16 protein-coding genes are annotated in these 15,681 nt (G+C 45.9%); 6 read left to right on the top strand and 10 right to left on the bottom strand.

The genetic code is table 11. The annotated features are described in order from the left end of the window. Positions 1 to 94 precede the first annotated feature (94 nt). The 3 genes from QUB44_RS17420 to ilvA are packed head-to-tail and all read right to left on the bottom strand — an operon-like array spanning position 95 to position 3,057. Positions 95 to 286 carry a hypothetical protein gene (locus QUB44_RS17420; RefSeq protein WP_333369593.1) on the bottom strand — a complete coding sequence of 64 codons (192 nt, stop codon included), beginning with the start codon at positions 284 to 286 and terminating at the stop codon, positions 95 to 97. Continuing rightward, positions 283 to 1,491: a hypothetical protein gene (locus tag QUB44_RS17415; RefSeq protein WP_333369592.1), complete on the bottom strand. Its 1,209-nt coding sequence runs from the start codon at positions 1,489 to 1,491 to the stop codon at positions 283 to 285. The genes QUB44_RS17420 and QUB44_RS17415 overlap by 4 nt, the downstream gene beginning before the upstream one ends. 33 nt (positions 1,492 to 1,524) lie before the next feature. Beyond that, the gene (gene ilvA / locus QUB44_RS17410; protein WP_333369623.1) at positions 1,525 to 3,057 is read right to left on the bottom strand and encodes a threonine ammonia-lyase, biosynthetic; all 1,533 of its coding nucleotides are present in this window, start codon (positions 3,055 to 3,057) and stop codon (positions 1,525 to 1,527) included. 206 nt (positions 3,058 to 3,263) lie between these two features. Here ilvA and QUB44_RS17405 point away from each other — a divergent pair, with 206 nt between their 5' ends. Next, on the top strand, positions 3,264 to 3,818 hold the full coding sequence (locus tag QUB44_RS17405; protein WP_333369591.1) for a GNAT family N-acetyltransferase: 555 nt from the start codon (positions 3,264 to 3,266) through the stop codon (positions 3,816 to 3,818). Between the two features lie 91 nt (positions 3,819 to 3,909). On the opposite strand, the gene QUB44_RS17400 is transcribed toward QUB44_RS17405, so the two are convergent. The 5 genes from QUB44_RS17400 to QUB44_RS17380 all read right to left on the bottom strand — a co-directional run bounded on the left by QUB44_RS17400 (position 3,910) and on the right by QUB44_RS17380 (position 8,293). Beyond that, positions 3,910 to 4,479 carry a hypothetical protein gene (locus QUB44_RS17400; RefSeq protein ID WP_333124450.1) on the bottom strand — a complete coding sequence of 190 codons (570 nt, stop codon included), beginning with the start codon at positions 4,477 to 4,479 and terminating at the stop codon, positions 3,910 to 3,912. Between the two features lie 188 nt (positions 4,480 to 4,667). Then, on the bottom strand, positions 4,668 to 5,525 hold the full coding sequence (locus tag QUB44_RS17395; RefSeq protein ID WP_333369590.1) for a bifunctional class I SAM-dependent methyltransferase/HIT family protein: 858 nt from the start codon (positions 5,523 to 5,525) through the stop codon (positions 4,668 to 4,670). A 109-nt stretch (positions 5,526 to 5,634) separates the two neighbouring features. After that, on the bottom strand, positions 5,635 to 7,266 hold the full coding sequence (locus QUB44_RS17390; RefSeq protein ID WP_333369589.1) for an Hsp70 family protein: 1,632 nt from the start codon (positions 7,264 to 7,266) through the stop codon (positions 5,635 to 5,637). A gap of 20 nt (positions 7,267 to 7,286) precedes the next feature. Then, entirely contained in the window at positions 7,287 to 8,069 is a 783-nt protein-coding gene (locus QUB44_RS17385; RefSeq protein WP_333369588.1) for an XRE family transcriptional regulator, read from the bottom strand. An 11-nt stretch (positions 8,070 to 8,080) separates the two neighbouring features. Beyond that, entirely contained in the window at positions 8,081 to 8,293 is a 213-nt protein-coding gene (locus tag QUB44_RS17380; RefSeq protein WP_006633566.1) for a DUF2997 domain-containing protein, read from the bottom strand. 82 nt (positions 8,294 to 8,375) lie between these two features. Here QUB44_RS17380 and QUB44_RS17375 point away from each other — a divergent pair, with 82 nt between their 5' ends. Further along, a complete protein-coding gene (locus QUB44_RS17375) occupies positions 8,376 to 9,398 on the top strand; it encodes a low specificity L-threonine aldolase (RefSeq protein WP_333369587.1) in 1,023 nt (340 codons plus the stop codon). A gap of 199 nt (positions 9,399 to 9,597) precedes the next feature. Here the strand turns inward: QUB44_RS17375 and QUB44_RS17370 are convergent, their stop codons facing one another. After that, positions 9,598 to 9,996 carry a DUF4112 domain-containing protein gene (locus QUB44_RS17370; protein ID WP_190743084.1) on the bottom strand — a complete coding sequence of 133 codons (399 nt, stop codon included), beginning with the start codon at positions 9,994 to 9,996 and terminating at the stop codon, positions 9,598 to 9,600. A gap of 71 nt (positions 9,997 to 10,067) precedes the next feature. Beyond that, positions 10,068 to 10,406, bottom strand: a complete 339-nt coding sequence (locus QUB44_RS17365) for a helix-turn-helix domain-containing protein (RefSeq protein ID WP_333369586.1) — start codon at positions 10,404 to 10,406, stop codon at positions 10,068 to 10,070. A gap of 116 nt (positions 10,407 to 10,522) precedes the next feature. Between QUB44_RS17365 and QUB44_RS17360 the strand changes: the two genes are divergently transcribed. From QUB44_RS17360 to QUB44_RS31205, 4 genes are all read left to right on the top strand, one after another. Then, entirely contained in the window at positions 10,523 to 11,221 is a 699-nt protein-coding gene (locus QUB44_RS17360; RefSeq protein ID WP_333369585.1) for a pirin family protein, read from the top strand. A 160-nt stretch (positions 11,222 to 11,381) separates the two neighbouring features. Beyond that, complete coding sequence (locus QUB44_RS17355) at positions 11,382 to 11,588, top strand: hypothetical protein (RefSeq protein ID WP_333369584.1); 207 nt, start codon at positions 11,382 to 11,384, stop codon at positions 11,586 to 11,588. A 154-nt stretch (positions 11,589 to 11,742) separates the two neighbouring features. After that, positions 11,743 to 13,386 (top strand): WD40 domain-containing protein, encoded by a 1,644-nt coding sequence (locus QUB44_RS17350; RefSeq protein WP_333369583.1) that lies wholly within the window; start codon positions 11,743 to 11,745, stop codon positions 13,384 to 13,386. 410 nt (positions 13,387 to 13,796) lie between these two features. Then, the coding region (locus QUB44_RS31205) for an ATP-binding cassette domain-containing protein (RefSeq protein ID WP_445299902.1) at positions 13,797 to 15,681 on the top strand (1,885 nt) is incomplete at its 3' end.

Genomic DNA, 15,681 nt, shown 5'->3' with positions numbered 1-15,681 from the left:
CAATTTAAGACTTTACTTCTTTTGTCAATTACCAATCTAACTTATGTATTCCTCAAAATATAGCATCTTTTAGCCAAAGTGCGATCGCCCGCAACTACCAAATCGTTTCAACGTAAGGAATATCATACCGCCGCGCGATCGCAACTAAGATGCGAACTAAGATTCGCTCGCGCGGCAATTGCTCGATCGCCTGGATGATGCAACTATCGGTCAAACAACCGGACTCAGTATTGAGGATGTGCGGAAATTGCGATCGCCATGAGATTTCTTTGCCAACAACAATCACAACTGCAAAGCCCCAGACACCTTGGCATTTTTAACACTTGAAATCCGAATCAAAGACCCTGATTTTACAGCAATCTTAGGTTTCCATTCATAAACCCCATCGCTACTCGCGCGGTTGGCTATGCTTTCAACCGACTTATTCTCTTGATACAGGTCAATCTTGACTTCATCCTGAATATTGTCTCTCCACAAAATCAAATAAGGTTTATTTGCTTCCACCTGCACTTTTCTTGCTGGTTGAGCCACCAATATTTTTGGTGAAGCTGTCTGAGATTTTCTATTCCTAAATCCTAAATAGTGCGGCAGTTCGCGAGTGGCAATATTATTTGATTGAGGCAACATAATTTCGCCGATTTTAGGATTGAATAGATAAGTTGAGAGTCCGCCGTCGATCGTCACTATATCTCCTTTCACTCCGAATTCTCGCATTAACTTAGCTGCTGCATCTAATGTCGCTTCATTAACTGTGATAATTGCCAGCAATTCATTACCCTTGCGACCATCTTTGTCCAGCGTACCGATGACATGATACCTATTTGCGGGATTTTTAGATATGAGTTTAGCTGGATGGTGCTTGTATTCGTAAGTAACAAGTGCATTTTGTACTTCTTTTTGATTCAATGGCGTTCCGGTTTGCGGTTCGTAATTTGTGATATATGCTTCTCGATCGTTCCACACCAAAGCTTTCAATCGAACATTTTTATACTGCCCATCTTTTGGTTTCTTGACGGGGCCGTAGAGGCCGTTACCGCCAGTAATAACTTGACCGTTGAATTTGATAGGAAAAGATAGCTGCGTGCTGCGTTCGTATTGTTCAAAAAAAGAACAGTTAATCACGGAAAAAACATCGTTAGCGTAAAGTTTTTTGTATTCTCCTCTAACTTCAGAGAATAACTTGCTTTTAAAGAAAGGACTGTAATATTTGTTTTCTCCCTGATAATACAATCCTTTATTGAAAGCCATCCGATCCACCTCTCCAATTAGCTGGTCTATTTGCATTTTTTCGACGTTAATAACTTGCAAATAAGCCACATTTCCGTTGGGTAGTTCTTTTTTGTACAACTCTGCACCATCTCTGGTATCCACAGGTTGAAAATAACTGACTGGGCTGGAAAGTTGTTCGATCGCAAAATGTGCAACTGCTGCCACAACAGCAACAGCAAAAATCATCAAAAAAAACGGCAATATTTTTTTGAGTACGTTCATAAATATTAATTTGTTTCAAGACCACCAACCAAACTACCTCAAAAACAACTTATACGCCGGATTCTGACTCTCATCCCCATACTGATAGCCCAGCGTATCCAAAAAAGCCTGCCACTCTTTCATCTCATCGGGCGGTACTTGAATTCCCACCACAATTCGCCCGTAATCTGCGCCATTATTTCGATAGTGAAAAACGCTGATATTCCAGTTAGGACTCATCGAACCGACAAACTTCATCAACGCACCGGGACGTTCGGGAAACTCAAAGCGATAAAACAATTCATGATCGGCCAGCATCGAACGCCCGCCCACCATATGCCGCACGTGCAACTTCGTTAATTCATCATCAGTTAAATCCAAAGTTTTGAAGCCACAATCTTCAAAACTTGCGGCTATCTTCACCGCATCGGCACGGTTTTCAATTTGCACGCCGATAAAAATATGTGCTTCTTTTTCATCCGCAATTCGATAGCTAAATTCAGTTAAATTGCGCTTGCCAAGACACTCGCAAAACCTGCGGAGACTGCCAGCTTGTTCGGGAATTGTGACTGCAAAAATGGCTTCGCGGCGTTCGCCAAACTCGGCTCTTTCTGCTACAAAACGCAGCCGATCGAAATTCATGTTCGCGCCGCAAGCAACAGCAATTAATGTTTCTCCTGCGATTTGTTCCCGTTCGACGTAAGCTTTCGCACCTGCGATTGCCAAAGCGCCAGCAGGTTCTAAGATCGATCGCGTATCTTCAAAAACATCCTTAATCGCCGCGCAAACATCATCCGTATCCACCAAAATAATCTCATCCACATACTCCTGACACAGCCGAAAAGTTTCCTCCCCAACTTCCCGCACCGCAACGCCGTCAGCAAATAAACCCACCTGCGACAAACGCACCCGTTTACCCGCTTTCAGCGATTGATTCATTGCATCGGAATCCACCGGTTCGACTCCAATAATCTTAATTTCCGGCCGCAACCGCTTGACATAAGCCCCAATTCCCGAAATCAATCCGCCGCCACCAATTGCCACAAAAATCGCGTGAATTGGTTTTTGATGTTGCCGCAGAATTTCCATCCCGATCGTACCCTGTCCAGCAATCACGTAGGGGTCATCAAAAGGGTGAATAAAAGTCATACCTTTTTCCGCCTCTAATTGACGCGCAAAGGCGTAAGCATCATCGTAAGCATCCCCATGCAAGACTACCTCTCCACCACGGGCTATCACCGCATTTACCTTCACCTGCGGCGTCGTTACGGGCATGACTATGATCGCGCGAGTTCCCAGGTGGCGGGCTGCGAGGGCGACTCCTTGGGCGTGGTTGCCGGCGGAAGCTGCAATCACACCTTGTGCTAGCAAATCCGGCGACAGTTGCGCCATTTTGTTGTACGCACCCCGCAGTTTGAATGAAAACACCGACTGCATATCCTCTCGCTTCAGCAAAAGTTTATTGTTGAGCCGTGCTGATAGATTCGGGGCTACTTCTAGGGGTGTTTCTTGAGCAACATCGTAGACGCGGGCGGTGAGGATTTGTACCAGGTAATCGCAAAGCATGGGGTTAGCAGGTTGGTTGATGCCGGATGGTGGGATAATTGTACGGCACTTGTGTTAGTATTTTGCGGGGAATTGGCGATCGCAACTTTCCAATAATAACTTTTCCCTTTGAGAACATAAGGAGCGTGAAGACTATTAATAATATTTAGTTTTTGCCGTTTACCCCGGTTATAAAATCCGGTTTGTGAGCGTATTAGTCCGTAATCCTTGATTTAGTATGTAAATTCATGAACGTACAAATTACAGATTTGCGTGCGGTTGACGAGCCAAAAATTCAACAGGTAGCTCGATTAATAATTGAAGGTTTTAAAGAGCATTGGCCCGATGCTTGGCCCGATCTAAATTCTGCTTTGCAAGAAGTGCAAGAATCTTTGGGAGCCGATCGCATCAGTCGAATTGCTGTCGGCGACAACAATCAAGTTTTGGGATGGATTGGCGGGATTAAACAGTATGACGGTAATGTTTGGGAACTGCACCCGCTGGTAGTGGGAACAGAATTTCGCGGACAAGGAATTGGTCGATCGCTCGTAGCTGATTTGGCAGCCGAAGCTAAAAACCGGGGAGGGATCGTGCTGTGGGTGGGAACCGACGACGAAGACAATCAAACCACTCTTTCAGGCATCAATCTTTATCCTAACGTTTGGGAACACATCGCCAAAATTAGAAACTTGGGCGGTCATCCCTACGAATTTTATCAAAAAATGGGTTTTGCGATCGTGGGAGTGATGCCCGACGCGAACGGAATTGGCAAGCCAGATATTTACATGGCAAAGCGGTTGTAAAGTTTAATGTAGGTTCTAAATTTACTGGCTGAGGGCTTGCCAATTCAACACTTAGCAAAATTAGTGGTTGAAAGATTCCCAGAAAATCGGTCTAGTCTGGACGTGCGAACCCCGTTCGAGGGTCGCTAATAAACAAACCCAGAACTAACGAATCCATCACCGTATCCCAGACAGGAGTCAAACGCTCTGCATCGTCAACCCAGTAATCAAAAGTAATCAAACACTGAACATTAGAACCCAATCCAATACAAATTCGCGAATAAGCTTCCCGCTGCTCTGGAGGGTCGATAAACTTAAATTCAGTCCAAACAATGCGGGCAGTTTGCCGCTTCAATTGGATAATGTCCCCAGGAGCGATCGGATTTCGCGTATCATCTTCAACCACCTTCTGTAATAGTGGCACTAGCGGAAAATCTGCCCAGTTACCGGGGGGTAGCAAATTAAACGAAACCTCCAAACAACAATCATCATCCGGCGGCTTTTTATCCGTAAACCGGAACGACTTAGTATCCGGTTCAAAATGCCAATCTTCAGGGACATCAAAGCGGACAGCACCTCTTCCTGCTACAAAAATTCGAGTTCCAGGCTTTGACTTCCAATTGTGGTCTTCTTTAAGCTCTAGAGTTTCCTTGAGCCATTCTTGCTTTTTGCGCTTAGACATAAACAGAACACCAAATTACTGCTAATGTGTAGTTTTAGACCTTGCAAACACATTTTAACTCTATTTTGCTCGCCGTTTGCTCAAATATAACAATCCTTACAAAAATTATGAATTCCTCTCTTCTCTATTCCTCTGTGTTCTCTGCGCCTCTGCGGTAAAAAATAATTCCTTTCACAATTGGCTAACTTTTATTTTTCACTCTTGGGAATCACATACCTAATTCCGCCTTTATTCCCAGCCGCATCGCCATTGTAACGCGGGATAACATGAATAGCCGCGTGACTGCGACTTTGACCAGCCTGTTTATTAATATTGATTCCCACATTAAACCCGTCAGGCTGAAATTCTTTACTTAACATCTCTTGCACCTTATTAGCCATAAACCAGCAAGCCGATTGCTCTCGAAACGGCAGTTCAAAATAATTGGCGACGTGACGCTTGGGGATGATTAAAACATGACCTTTGCTGGCGGGATAACCATCAAACATCGCATAAGCTGTTGCTGATTCAGTTAGCAAAATTAGGTTCTTATACGGATTGCAGAATATGCAGTTATTAGTTGAATTTCTTTGATGGTTGTAATGCACATATTTGTAAATTTCGCAAGACTCATCTAGGTGAACTGGCTTAAATGGAAGTTTGACAATGCACTGATATGTAGGTTTTTTGTGGACATAATGTTCTCGGAAGCCTTCTTTTTTGATATCCCTTCTCACCGCCAAATATGCCTTACCTCCCGGTTTCAACAGGTGCGACACTTCCATCAGGACATTAGCTTGTTCTTCAGGAAACAAAACATTCAAAACATAAAAGCAAATGATTGTGTCGAATTTATCTTCGGGGAATTCTGGGAAATAATAAGGGTCATAACCCGTAATATCCAAGCCTTTTTGCTGCAACAATCTAACATCGCTGCCCAATCCGCACCCAAAATCTAAGACTTTGCCTTGCAGCAAGTTTTTATCCAATAAAAATCTTGCCGGAAATGACAGATAAATTCTTTCGATTGCCGTCAGGTGGCTGAATTTATTTTGTTGCTTTTTCATGGCGGCATAAATTTGATTTAAATAAATATTCTTCCGTCCGCGCACCATCCGGACGAGAGTTTGTGTAGTACCGATTTCAATATCCGAATGTTATCTAAAAATTTTACCATTATTGCAGTTTGGCGATCGCCCCTTTTTCCACCAACACCTTACCAGTCACTAAATCCCGCACCGTCGCCAACAAAACCCGCCTCTCATCCACCTCAAAACTCACCGAAACCCTGTCAATTCCCAATACCCCGGGCGGATTCAAATGCGCCACACAAACCTGCTGGTGGTGGCTGTCCAAAGAGCGAAAATCTGTCTGTTTGTTGAGCCAACTGCTCGTCATTTGACCTTTTTCGTTAAAAATAACCTCCGCTTGCGATACCTCCGCAACTTCCCCAATATCTAACCGAATTTCCCTTTGCCCTTCAATTGCCACTTGCAGCGTCAACTCTTCGGAACTTTGGCAGGGATACTTCATTTCCTTGCTAAATATCGGCGAATAAGCATAAGCTTTAGTATAAGGTTCCCAGAGACGAATTGCATAGCTGTGACGCAAATAATCGTCAACACTCGCTAATTGTGTCAAGGCCAAAGCACCGTGCGCCACCGCTTCAAACGGCTTGTCAGCTTTGACTTTTTGCCGCCCAAAATACGAAACCACTAAATTAGATACAGCAGGAATTAGAGAAGTTCCTCCTACTAGCAAAACCTGTTCTATATCTGCTTTGCCGATACCTTTTCCCATTGCAATACTCAGCACTTCATCTAAACTTTCCCGCAACTGTTCTAACAACTGCCTAGATTCCAGAATTTCCTCAAGCTTCTCTCGGTTTAGCTGCAATTCGTAAGACATGAAATTTTCATCGTCCAACCAACTTTCCTTCGCCTCATTAACTTGAGAAAGCTGAATTTTTAATTTTTCCGCTATTTCTAATAAGTTTTGCCAGCCAACTGGGCCGACTTCTGCCCGCGACGAACCAATTTGCCGCAAATAATCTTCGACAATCCAGATGTCAATATCTTCGCCGCCGACATAAGCATCGGATTTTGCCAATACTTCGGCACGAACCCCCCCCAGCCCCCCCTTGCTAAGGGGGGGAGCGAGATTTCTCCCCCCCTTAGCAAGGGGGGGTAAGGGGGGGGTTAGAGCAGTACGGACTAAACTTAAATCTAAAGTTCCGCCACCAAAATCAACTACTAAAACTAGAGAGCCGGGGCGTTTTACTGCATATCCCAGGGCGGCGGCTGTGGATTCATCTATTACCTGAATTTCCGCCACTCCCAAACTTTCTCCTAAGTCGCGAAACCAATCTAAATATCGCTCAAATGCTCCGACGGGTACTGTAAAAATTACTTTTTCTGGGTGTATATTTTGTAAATATAATTGTTTCCAAATAGTCTTAATAAACTGTTCGGCTACTGATTCGGCTGTGTAGGTTTCGCCGTCGAGATTGCGGGGTGGCGGCTGAAAGTCGGCGGCTAAAGTGCGTTTAAAAGCTTTGAAAAAGCGCTCTGGCTGGGATTGTCCCAAACGCTGCGATCGCACTTTTTCTCCCAACACCAACTCTCCGGCATTCTTCACAAACACTAAAGTCGGCACTACAGATATTTCTCGAACATCTCCGCTCAAATTCTTCGTTTTAAAAATGCGGGACATCTCCCCCAATCTCAAAGTTTCTGGTGTTTGCGTATCCGGGTTAAGAATGCAGACAACCGTATTGCTGGTGCCGAAGTCAATGGCAACTGTAGTCATGTTGATTTAAAATTTAAAAATTAATTTTTCATTCCCGCTGGCAGGGTGCGACTAACTTTAGCCGGAGTAAGAATTCGCTCTCCCTCCCGATAGCCTACAAATCGAATATAAACTAATTCTCCTTCGGTTATATCCTCAACATCCGGCTGGTGCAACTGCGGATTGTAAGCAGTTTGTTCCCACGCAGAACCGATTGTTTGAAAATCCCAGCTTGATAAGAGATTTTCTAAGGGAGTAAACAAAGCTGAGAGATTTTTGGCGGGCATATCCGGCTTGGCTTCTGCCATTTTGCGGGCGGCGGGATAGTTTGTTAACAAAGTTTGTAACTGTTCAAAGGTAGCGCGGCGGAAATCGGCAGTTAGTTGAGCTTTTTGCTGCTGCAGTTCTTCCCGCAGCCGGAAACACTGCTGCCTCAATTCTTCTATTTCGCTGGGATTAGTTGTGATTGTAGCCGATATTGGCAGCGCGAGCAAAGTGCGATCGAACTCTTGAAAATTCAAATTCAGCACTGTTGCCAGCCGCCTCAGTTGGTCTAGCGTGAGTTTTCCCACGTCTCCCTGCCGCACTAAGCGCACCGCAAAGCGACTTAAGCCTGCTTTTTCGCCTAAGTCTTGCCAATCGAGAATGTCTAGCTGATTCATGCGTTCCCGCAGAATTTTATCGTACTTAAACTCGATCGCATCTCCCGCCTCAGATGCAGCATAAAGGTAGACTAAAATTAGAAAAATGCCCCCGACAGCCAGCGCGAAGCTGAAGGCAGGCACTGTTGTTACATCAAGTGTTGCACCGAGGATCTCAAACATCTTTAACTCTTCTAAACTTGTTTTAAAGTCTGCGTTTGTTCAACGACCAAATTTTCTTCGCCTTGGTAGTATTCTGGCAACAAGTCTTGAGATTCTACTTTTCCGAGAGCTTTTTCAATTCCCGCGGTGGTTTCGGTGCAACTCGAACCGGTGGCGTTGAGGACGGTTTCGGTAATTTTGCCGTCTTTGCCGATGCGGTATTCTATTTGGCGGTATTCTGCCATAATTCTTCCTCTTGGTTTAATGCTTGAGTGTTGACTGTTGAGCGTTGAGTTATATTATAGATTCTATTTACCAATTATTCTAATGAATTTTTGTAGCGACAATGCAACCGGGGTTTCGCCGGAGATTATGGCGGCGATTGCAGCGGCTAATTGCGGTGCTGTAATGTCTTACGGAGATGATGAATATACACAGCGTTTGCAAGTTAAATTTTCAGATTTGTTCGAGACATCGGTGACTGTTTTTCCGGTAGCAACTGGTTCGGCTGCTAATGCTCTGGCCCTGGCGGTTGTTACTCCTCCTTACGGGGCTGTTTACTGTCACGGGGAATCTCATATTAATGTAGATGAATGCGGCGCACCGGAGTTTTTTACAGGCGGTGCAAAGTTAGTGACAGTAACAGGAAATCATGGTAAAATAGAGGCAGAGACTTTAGGAAAAATACTCGATCGCGCTGGTGCAGGTGTCGTCCATCACGTACAGCCCGCAGCCGTCAGCATCACTCAAGCAACGGAAGCCGGCACAGTCTACAATCCAGCCGAAATTTCCCATATTTCGGAAGTGGTTCGCCGCCACAATTTGAACCTACACATGGATGGAGCCCGCTTTGCCAATGCTGTTGTTAGTTTGGGCTGTTCTCCCGCGGATGTCACTTGGCGCGCCGGTGTGGATATTCTATCCTTTGGAGCGACAAAAAACGGCGCGATGGCTGCGGAAGCTGTGGTTTTTTTTAATCCAGAATTAGCAAAGACTTTCCCTTTTTACCGCAAGCGCAGCGGGCATCTATTCTCGAAAATGCGATTTTTGTCGGCGCAGTTAGAAGCGTATATAACGGATGATTTGTGGCTAAAGAATGCGGCTCATGCAAATAATATGGCCGCCAAATTAGCCCAAGGTTTGGCGGGAGTTGAGGGAGCAAAGTTTTGCCATCGGGTTGAAGTTAACGAGATTTTTATTCAACTTCCCGAATCGGTAATTACAGCGGTTTTAGCGGAGGGTTTTCTGTTTTATCGCTGGGATGAATGTACTGTTAGACTGGTAACGGCTTTTAATACTTTGGAAGCGGATGTTATTGCTTTGGTGGAAGCGGTTAAACGACATCAGTAATTATTTCGTAAGCGTTGGTTTTACGAATAATATCTGACGAGTACCAACAATCTCGATCAACCCGCCCCCCAGAATAGACAACCCGCATCAACATTAAATTTGGATCGAATGCGGAAAATATACATTGTGATTTTTCGTTTGATGGGGGCAGGTTTGAGAGATTGTTGGTTATTTACAATTATTGTTTGTGACACCAGCCCTACATTTTAATAGGTTGAGGAATAGGTTCTGCAACTGCGGCTAGTTCGGGTTCAACTTCTTCGAGGTGTGCTTCTAAAAGCGCCAGATTTCTCATGTTTGATTTATAAAAAGCATCGAAGATATCTCCCACTAAAGGTACTGAACCAACCACGGCTTCTAGACCGATGTTGTAAACCATTTTGCCTAGAGTTTTTTGGGGGATGTTGAATCGAGTTGCTAAATAAATTAGGTAGGCGGAAAACGCGGTATCTACGATATCCCCAGCACCCGGAACTAAACCGATAATGGGGTCTAAACCAATGCGAAATTTAGTGCCGGGGATGCCAATGGCGGTATCCATCAGGCGGCTGAGTTTGCGGATGCGGTTGAGGGTGGCGAGACGCTCTATGTTGTTCATATTATTATTGTTGAACTAGGTTGAAAATTTGAAATCTGTCGGAAGAGGGAAAAAAAACATCTAGAAACCGCTCATTCTCGATCTTCGCTAATATGCTGAATTCCCCATTCGTGCATGGCATTAATAATCGGTTTGAGACTTTCGCCCAAAGGCGTTAGCGAATATTCAACTTTTGGCGGCACTTGCAGGTAAATTTCTCGGTGCACAATCTCGTCTGATTCCATTTCCCGCAGTTGCTGCGTCAGCATCTTCTGAGTAATGCCGTTGACAGCTCGTTGCAGCTCGTTAAAGCGCTTCACTCCTGGAAACAACTCCCGCAGAATCAAGACTTTCCAGCGCCCGCCAATCACCTCTAGAGTGCGTTCTACCGGGCAATTTGCTCGATCGACTTTTACTTCTTGGACTTGCATAGTATCTTTTTGGTAAGTACCGCACTTTTAAGTGCGTACTATCCATAATAGCTTGACTCAGTTTAAAATAAAAACATCAAAGAAACACCCGATAAATTTCACTGAGGATTCAGAAAATGATTACCGTCAGAAAAAGTGAAGCAAGAGGACACGCAAATCACGGTTGGCTGGACAGTTACCACACATTTTCTTTTGCCGGCTATTACGATCCAAATTTTATGAATTTTCGCTCTTTGCGGGTAATTAATGAGGATTTCGTTAGCGCCGGTAAAGGTTTCGGCACTCACGGACACAGCGACATGGAAATCATTACTTATGTATTAGAAGGAGCATTAGAACACAAGGATAGTTTGGGTACTGGTGCAGTGATTAAACCCGGTGAAGTGCAGCGGATGAGTGCAGGTACGGGTATCCAGCACAGCGAGTTCAATAGCTCGCAAACAGACCCAGTTCATTTGTTGCAAATCTGGCTGTTACCTGATACAAAAGGCTTGCAGCCGAGTTACGAGCAGCGCGAATTTCCCCTAACAGAAAGGCACGGAAAACTGCGTTTAGTGGCTGCACGAGATGCGAGAGATGGTGCTGTGAAAGTGCATCAAGATGTTGATTTGTATGCGGCTGTTTTGGATAAAGACTCGCGGGTTTCTCATGCTTTGCAGCCGAATCGCCATGCTTGGGTGCAAGTGGCTCGCGGCTCGGTTTTGCTGAACGGTTTGACCTTGAAAAATGGCGACGCTGCGGCGGTTAGCGGGGAGGCTGAGGTGGCGATTGAAGCTACGGAAGATGCTGAATTTTTGCTGTTTGATTTAGCATAAATTTCCGCACCATACTTAGTTATGGGTAGTGATGGGTAAGGTGCGCAATGCGCACCCTACTTAGTATGGATTACTTCTTAGGAAATAAGTACATAGGGGGAAGAAACTAACTTTTATTTGTGCTACTTTTGCTAAGGGTAAGTCTTTAGGATAATTTTTTATGCAACAAAACCCGATCGCCAGAAAGCATCTTATTTGGAGCCTCATCACTGGTTTAGCAGTCGGCGCGATCGCGGGCGCACCTATCGGCTGGATGGCTAATGGGTTTTATTCCGAGCAGCGTTTGGCTCAAATTCTGATTTGCCGAGAAAAAAATAGAGATCAGCCAGTTGCGATTGTTGAGGCTAGGTGCGGTTCCCGATTCTAAATTTTTCTGCTAGCCAGAGGGCTGTGTAAAATATTTTGAGGCTTGTGCGAATGTCGAAAGTTCGATCGCGCAGGCGTTTTGGCGTTGTAAATATGCCACAAACCGGAAAAGTTATGCGTCAGTGGATATGTGGGTATGTTAAATTGACACAAAAATGAATTACAGCAGAACAATTCCGGCTATTTTGAGTGCTACGATCGCCCTGAGTTCGATCGCCCTTATTCCACTGACATCACCTCAAATCGCCCTCGCATTAACCGCCGACAAAGTTAAAACCGTTGCCCAACAAATTACTGTTCGCATCCAGGGGCCAAAAGGCGGTTCAGGAGTAATTTTAGAGAAACAAGGCAGCACATACTATATTCTCACAAACTGGCACGTTGTCGATAAAGCCGGCGATTACGAGGTTGTAACTCCTGACGGCAAAGCTCACTCTGTATCATACAGCCTCGTGCGGCGAATGCCCGGTGCGGATTTGGCGATCGTGCCGTTCAGCAGCACTCAAAGCTACCCCCTGGCTCAATTAGCCAATTCCGCAGCAACTAAGGGAAACAAGGCTTATGTGGCTGGCTGGCCGAGATCCGGCGGTTCTCTGAGACAGCCGATTTTCATCGCTACGGAAGGTCAGCTTACCGGCCGCCAAACTCCCTGGAACGGTTATACTTTGGTATACAATAACTTAGTGAGAGCGGGCATGAGCGGCGGGCCGGTGCTCGATGACGCGGGGCGACTTGTCGCAATTAACGGCATTGTCAGGTTAGAGGAAAATTCCGATAAAATCGTGGCGGCGGGAATAGAAATCAATACTTTCATGAAATGGCGATCGACTATTTCCCTGCCAGTAGTTCCCCAATCTCCTACGGCCGGAAACCCGAAAACTCCTGCGAATAATGCGCCCCGCACGCCCGCAAGTGCGATCGCCTTTGCTGCCACCAATACCCTCAAAGGGCCTTCCGAAGTTGTCAGTTCCCTTGCCCTAGCTTCAGCTTATTTTACCACAGGAAATAGCAACGGCACTATCTCAGTTTGGAATTTTCCCAGCGGGCAATTAAAAACTACCCTGCAAGGTCACACGGAAGCCGTAAACGCACTGGCTGCGAGTGCGGATGGCAAGGTGTTAGCTAGCGGCAGCGACGACAAAACGGTGAAGATTTGGAATTTAGAAACTGGCGCGGTTGTACGCACTTTTAGCGGGCATTCCAATGCAGTTTCGAGCGTTGCCGTTAGTCCTGATGGTCAATTTGTAGCCAGCGGTAGTTGGGACAAAACGATTAAGATTTGGAACCCGAAAACGGGGGAATTGCTGCGGACTTTGACCGGGCATTCTGGGTTGGTGAATGCAGTTGCCATCAGTCCAGATAGCAAAACTTTAGCTAGCGGCAGCAAAGACGGTTCTATTAAGTTCTGGAATTTAGCTACGGGTCAAGAAATTCGCACCATTAGCGGCAAAAACTTGGCTGTTTTGTCGCTAGCTTTTACTCCCGACGGCAAGAGTTTAGCTGCGGGAAATAGCAACGGTACAATCGGTTTGTGGAATGCCACAAACGGGCAGTTAATTCGGCGTTTAAGCGGGCATACTGACGGAGTTTGGTCGGTGGCTTTCAGTCGGGATGGCACTACGCTGGTTACTGGCAGTTGGGATAAGAGTGTGAGACTTTGGGATGTGCGATCGGGCGAATTGAGAGGTAATTTGAGCGGTCATGCTGGCTACGTTAGTGCTGTGGCGATTAGCGCCGATGGCAAGACTATTGTTAGTGCGGGTTGGTTGGGGGAAATCAAGATTTGGAAAAGGAGTTGAGATTTTTTTGAACGAACCGCGAAGGCGCGTTACGCGGAGGGGCGCGTAAGCGCTACTCAACTTAGAAACAGCCCCGCCTCTGTAGCGAAGCCAGCTACTTGAGGGTTCGGTTAGGCACGGACTCTGGTAGGGTGCGTCAGTTGGTAGCGATTCGATGTACAGGGGCTAATCATTTCCGGGTTCGGCACCCTACTACCTAGCATTTTGCTTCAAAGTCCGATCGACCCTTATGATAGATTTGGTTCTTGCCAGACTACACTGGAAGACAAAATCAAATTAAAAATTTCGCCATAAATTTCGATCGACCCGCCGATCGGGCGGGACTCTCCCCTTCGTGGAACAGGCGTCCCGCCTGTGGTTGGCAAAGTAAATCTAAAATCTAAAATCTAAAATCGCGTGACTTCTGACAAATGATTGAAGTAGAACACTTAAGCAAAACTTACGGTTCGACCGCAGCGATCGCGGACGTGTCTTTTTCGGTCGAATCAGGAGAAATTCTCGGTTTTTTGGGACCAAACGGCGCTGGCAAAACCACAACCATGCGGATTTTGTCGGGATATTTGCCGGCATCCAGCGGTACGGCCCGCATCGCCGGCATGGATGTTCACGAAAACTCGATGGCCGTCAGACAGCGCATCGGCTATCTGCCGGAAAACCCGCCACTGTATCCAGAAATGACTGTGGAAGGGTTTCTGTTTTTTGTCGCCCGGATCAAGCAAGTACCTGCGGGCGATCGCGCGCGACGAGTTACCTCCGCGATCGAACGCTGCGGCCTGGTTGATAAACGCAAAGTTTTAATTCGCAAGCTTTCTAAAGGATTTCGGCAGCGCGTCGGTATCGCGCAGGCGATCGTCCACGACCCCCCAGTGATTATCCTAGACGAACCAACTGTCGGCCTCGACCCCCGACAAATCATCGAAGTCCGCAATTTAATCAAAAGTCTTGGCGGCCAGCACACAATCATCCTTTCCACGCACATTCTGCCGGAAGTCAGCATGACTTGTAACCGCGTCACCATCATCAATCGCGGAAAAATCGTCGCTGCAGGTAGTCCCGAAAATTTGATGGGAGAGTTGGCGGTGGGAGAGGGCTACGAACTCGAAGTCGAAGGCGAGGCAGATTTGGTAAACAGTCTGCTGTTGCCTTCTTTGGAAAATTTGCCGGGAGTTCGATCGGTCGAATTGATTCCCAGCAATCAATTTTTAGTGAATCGCTACCGCCTGCGGGCTTTGTGCGAACCGGAAAGAGAACCCGGACGAGAAATTGCTACAGCTATCCTCGCCTCTGGATTCGGACTCTGCGAAATGCGTCGCTCTCGCGCTACTCTGGAAGATGTGTTTTTAAGGCTGACAGCGGCTGAAAAGAAACCGGCAGAAAATCTGGTTCACAGCGAACCGGAGGTCGATCGAAATCTCCAAGAAGCCACAGAAATTCAAGATTCGATCACGGATTCTCATCAATCGGAATCACAACCGACGATCATCCCGGACAATCTGCCCGTTTCAAATAAACCAGAGTCTCTCTATGATTCTCATTCAGCATCGGAACCAGTTGCAGAAACTGAAGAGTTGGTTTATGATTCTCATTCCGCATCGGAACCGGTTGCAGAAACCGTAGAGCCGATAGAACTTTCTCCACCAGAATTAGAATCAGTTGCAGAAACCGCAGAGTTGATTGAACATCCTCAACCAGAATTAGAAGCAGTTGCAGAAACCGTAGAGCCGATAGAACATCCTCAACCAGAATCAGAACCAGTTGCAGAAACCGTAGATTTGAGTGAAGCGAAGCATCTCAGTTTGGGTGTCACAGAAACCCGAGGATCTTACTCGCTACAGATATCTAAACAAGCAAGCAGGATGCTCACTTTTGTAAAAAATGTTTTTTATAAAAGTGAGAGACTCCCAGAACCTTCTCCACCAGCACCAGTTCTCGAAAATCTAGAAGTTTCAGAAACCGTAGAGTCGATCGACTATTCTCAACCAGAATCCGAACCAGTTATCGAAAGACAAGAGTTGATCGAGCATCATGAACCAGAACCGATTGTCGAAAATCTAGAAGTTTCAGAAACAGTAGAGTCGATCGACTATTCTCAACCAGAATCCGAACCAGTTGTCGAAAGACAAGAGTTGATCGAGCATCATGAACCAGAACCGATTGTCGAAAATCTAGAAGTTTCAGAAACAGTAGAGTCGATCGAGCATCATGAACCAGAACCGATTGTCGAAAATCTAGAAGTTTCAGAAACAGTAGAGTCGATCGACTATTCTCAACCAGAATCCGAACCAGTTGTCGAAA

Source organism: Microcoleus sp. AT3-D2 (assembly GCF_036705715.1).
Lineage (GTDB): Bacteria > Cyanobacteriota > Cyanobacteriia > Cyanobacteriales > Microcoleaceae > Microcoleus.
The sequence above is the reverse complement of the archived record's forward strand: the minus strand, read 5'-3'. Positions and strand labels throughout refer to the sequence as shown.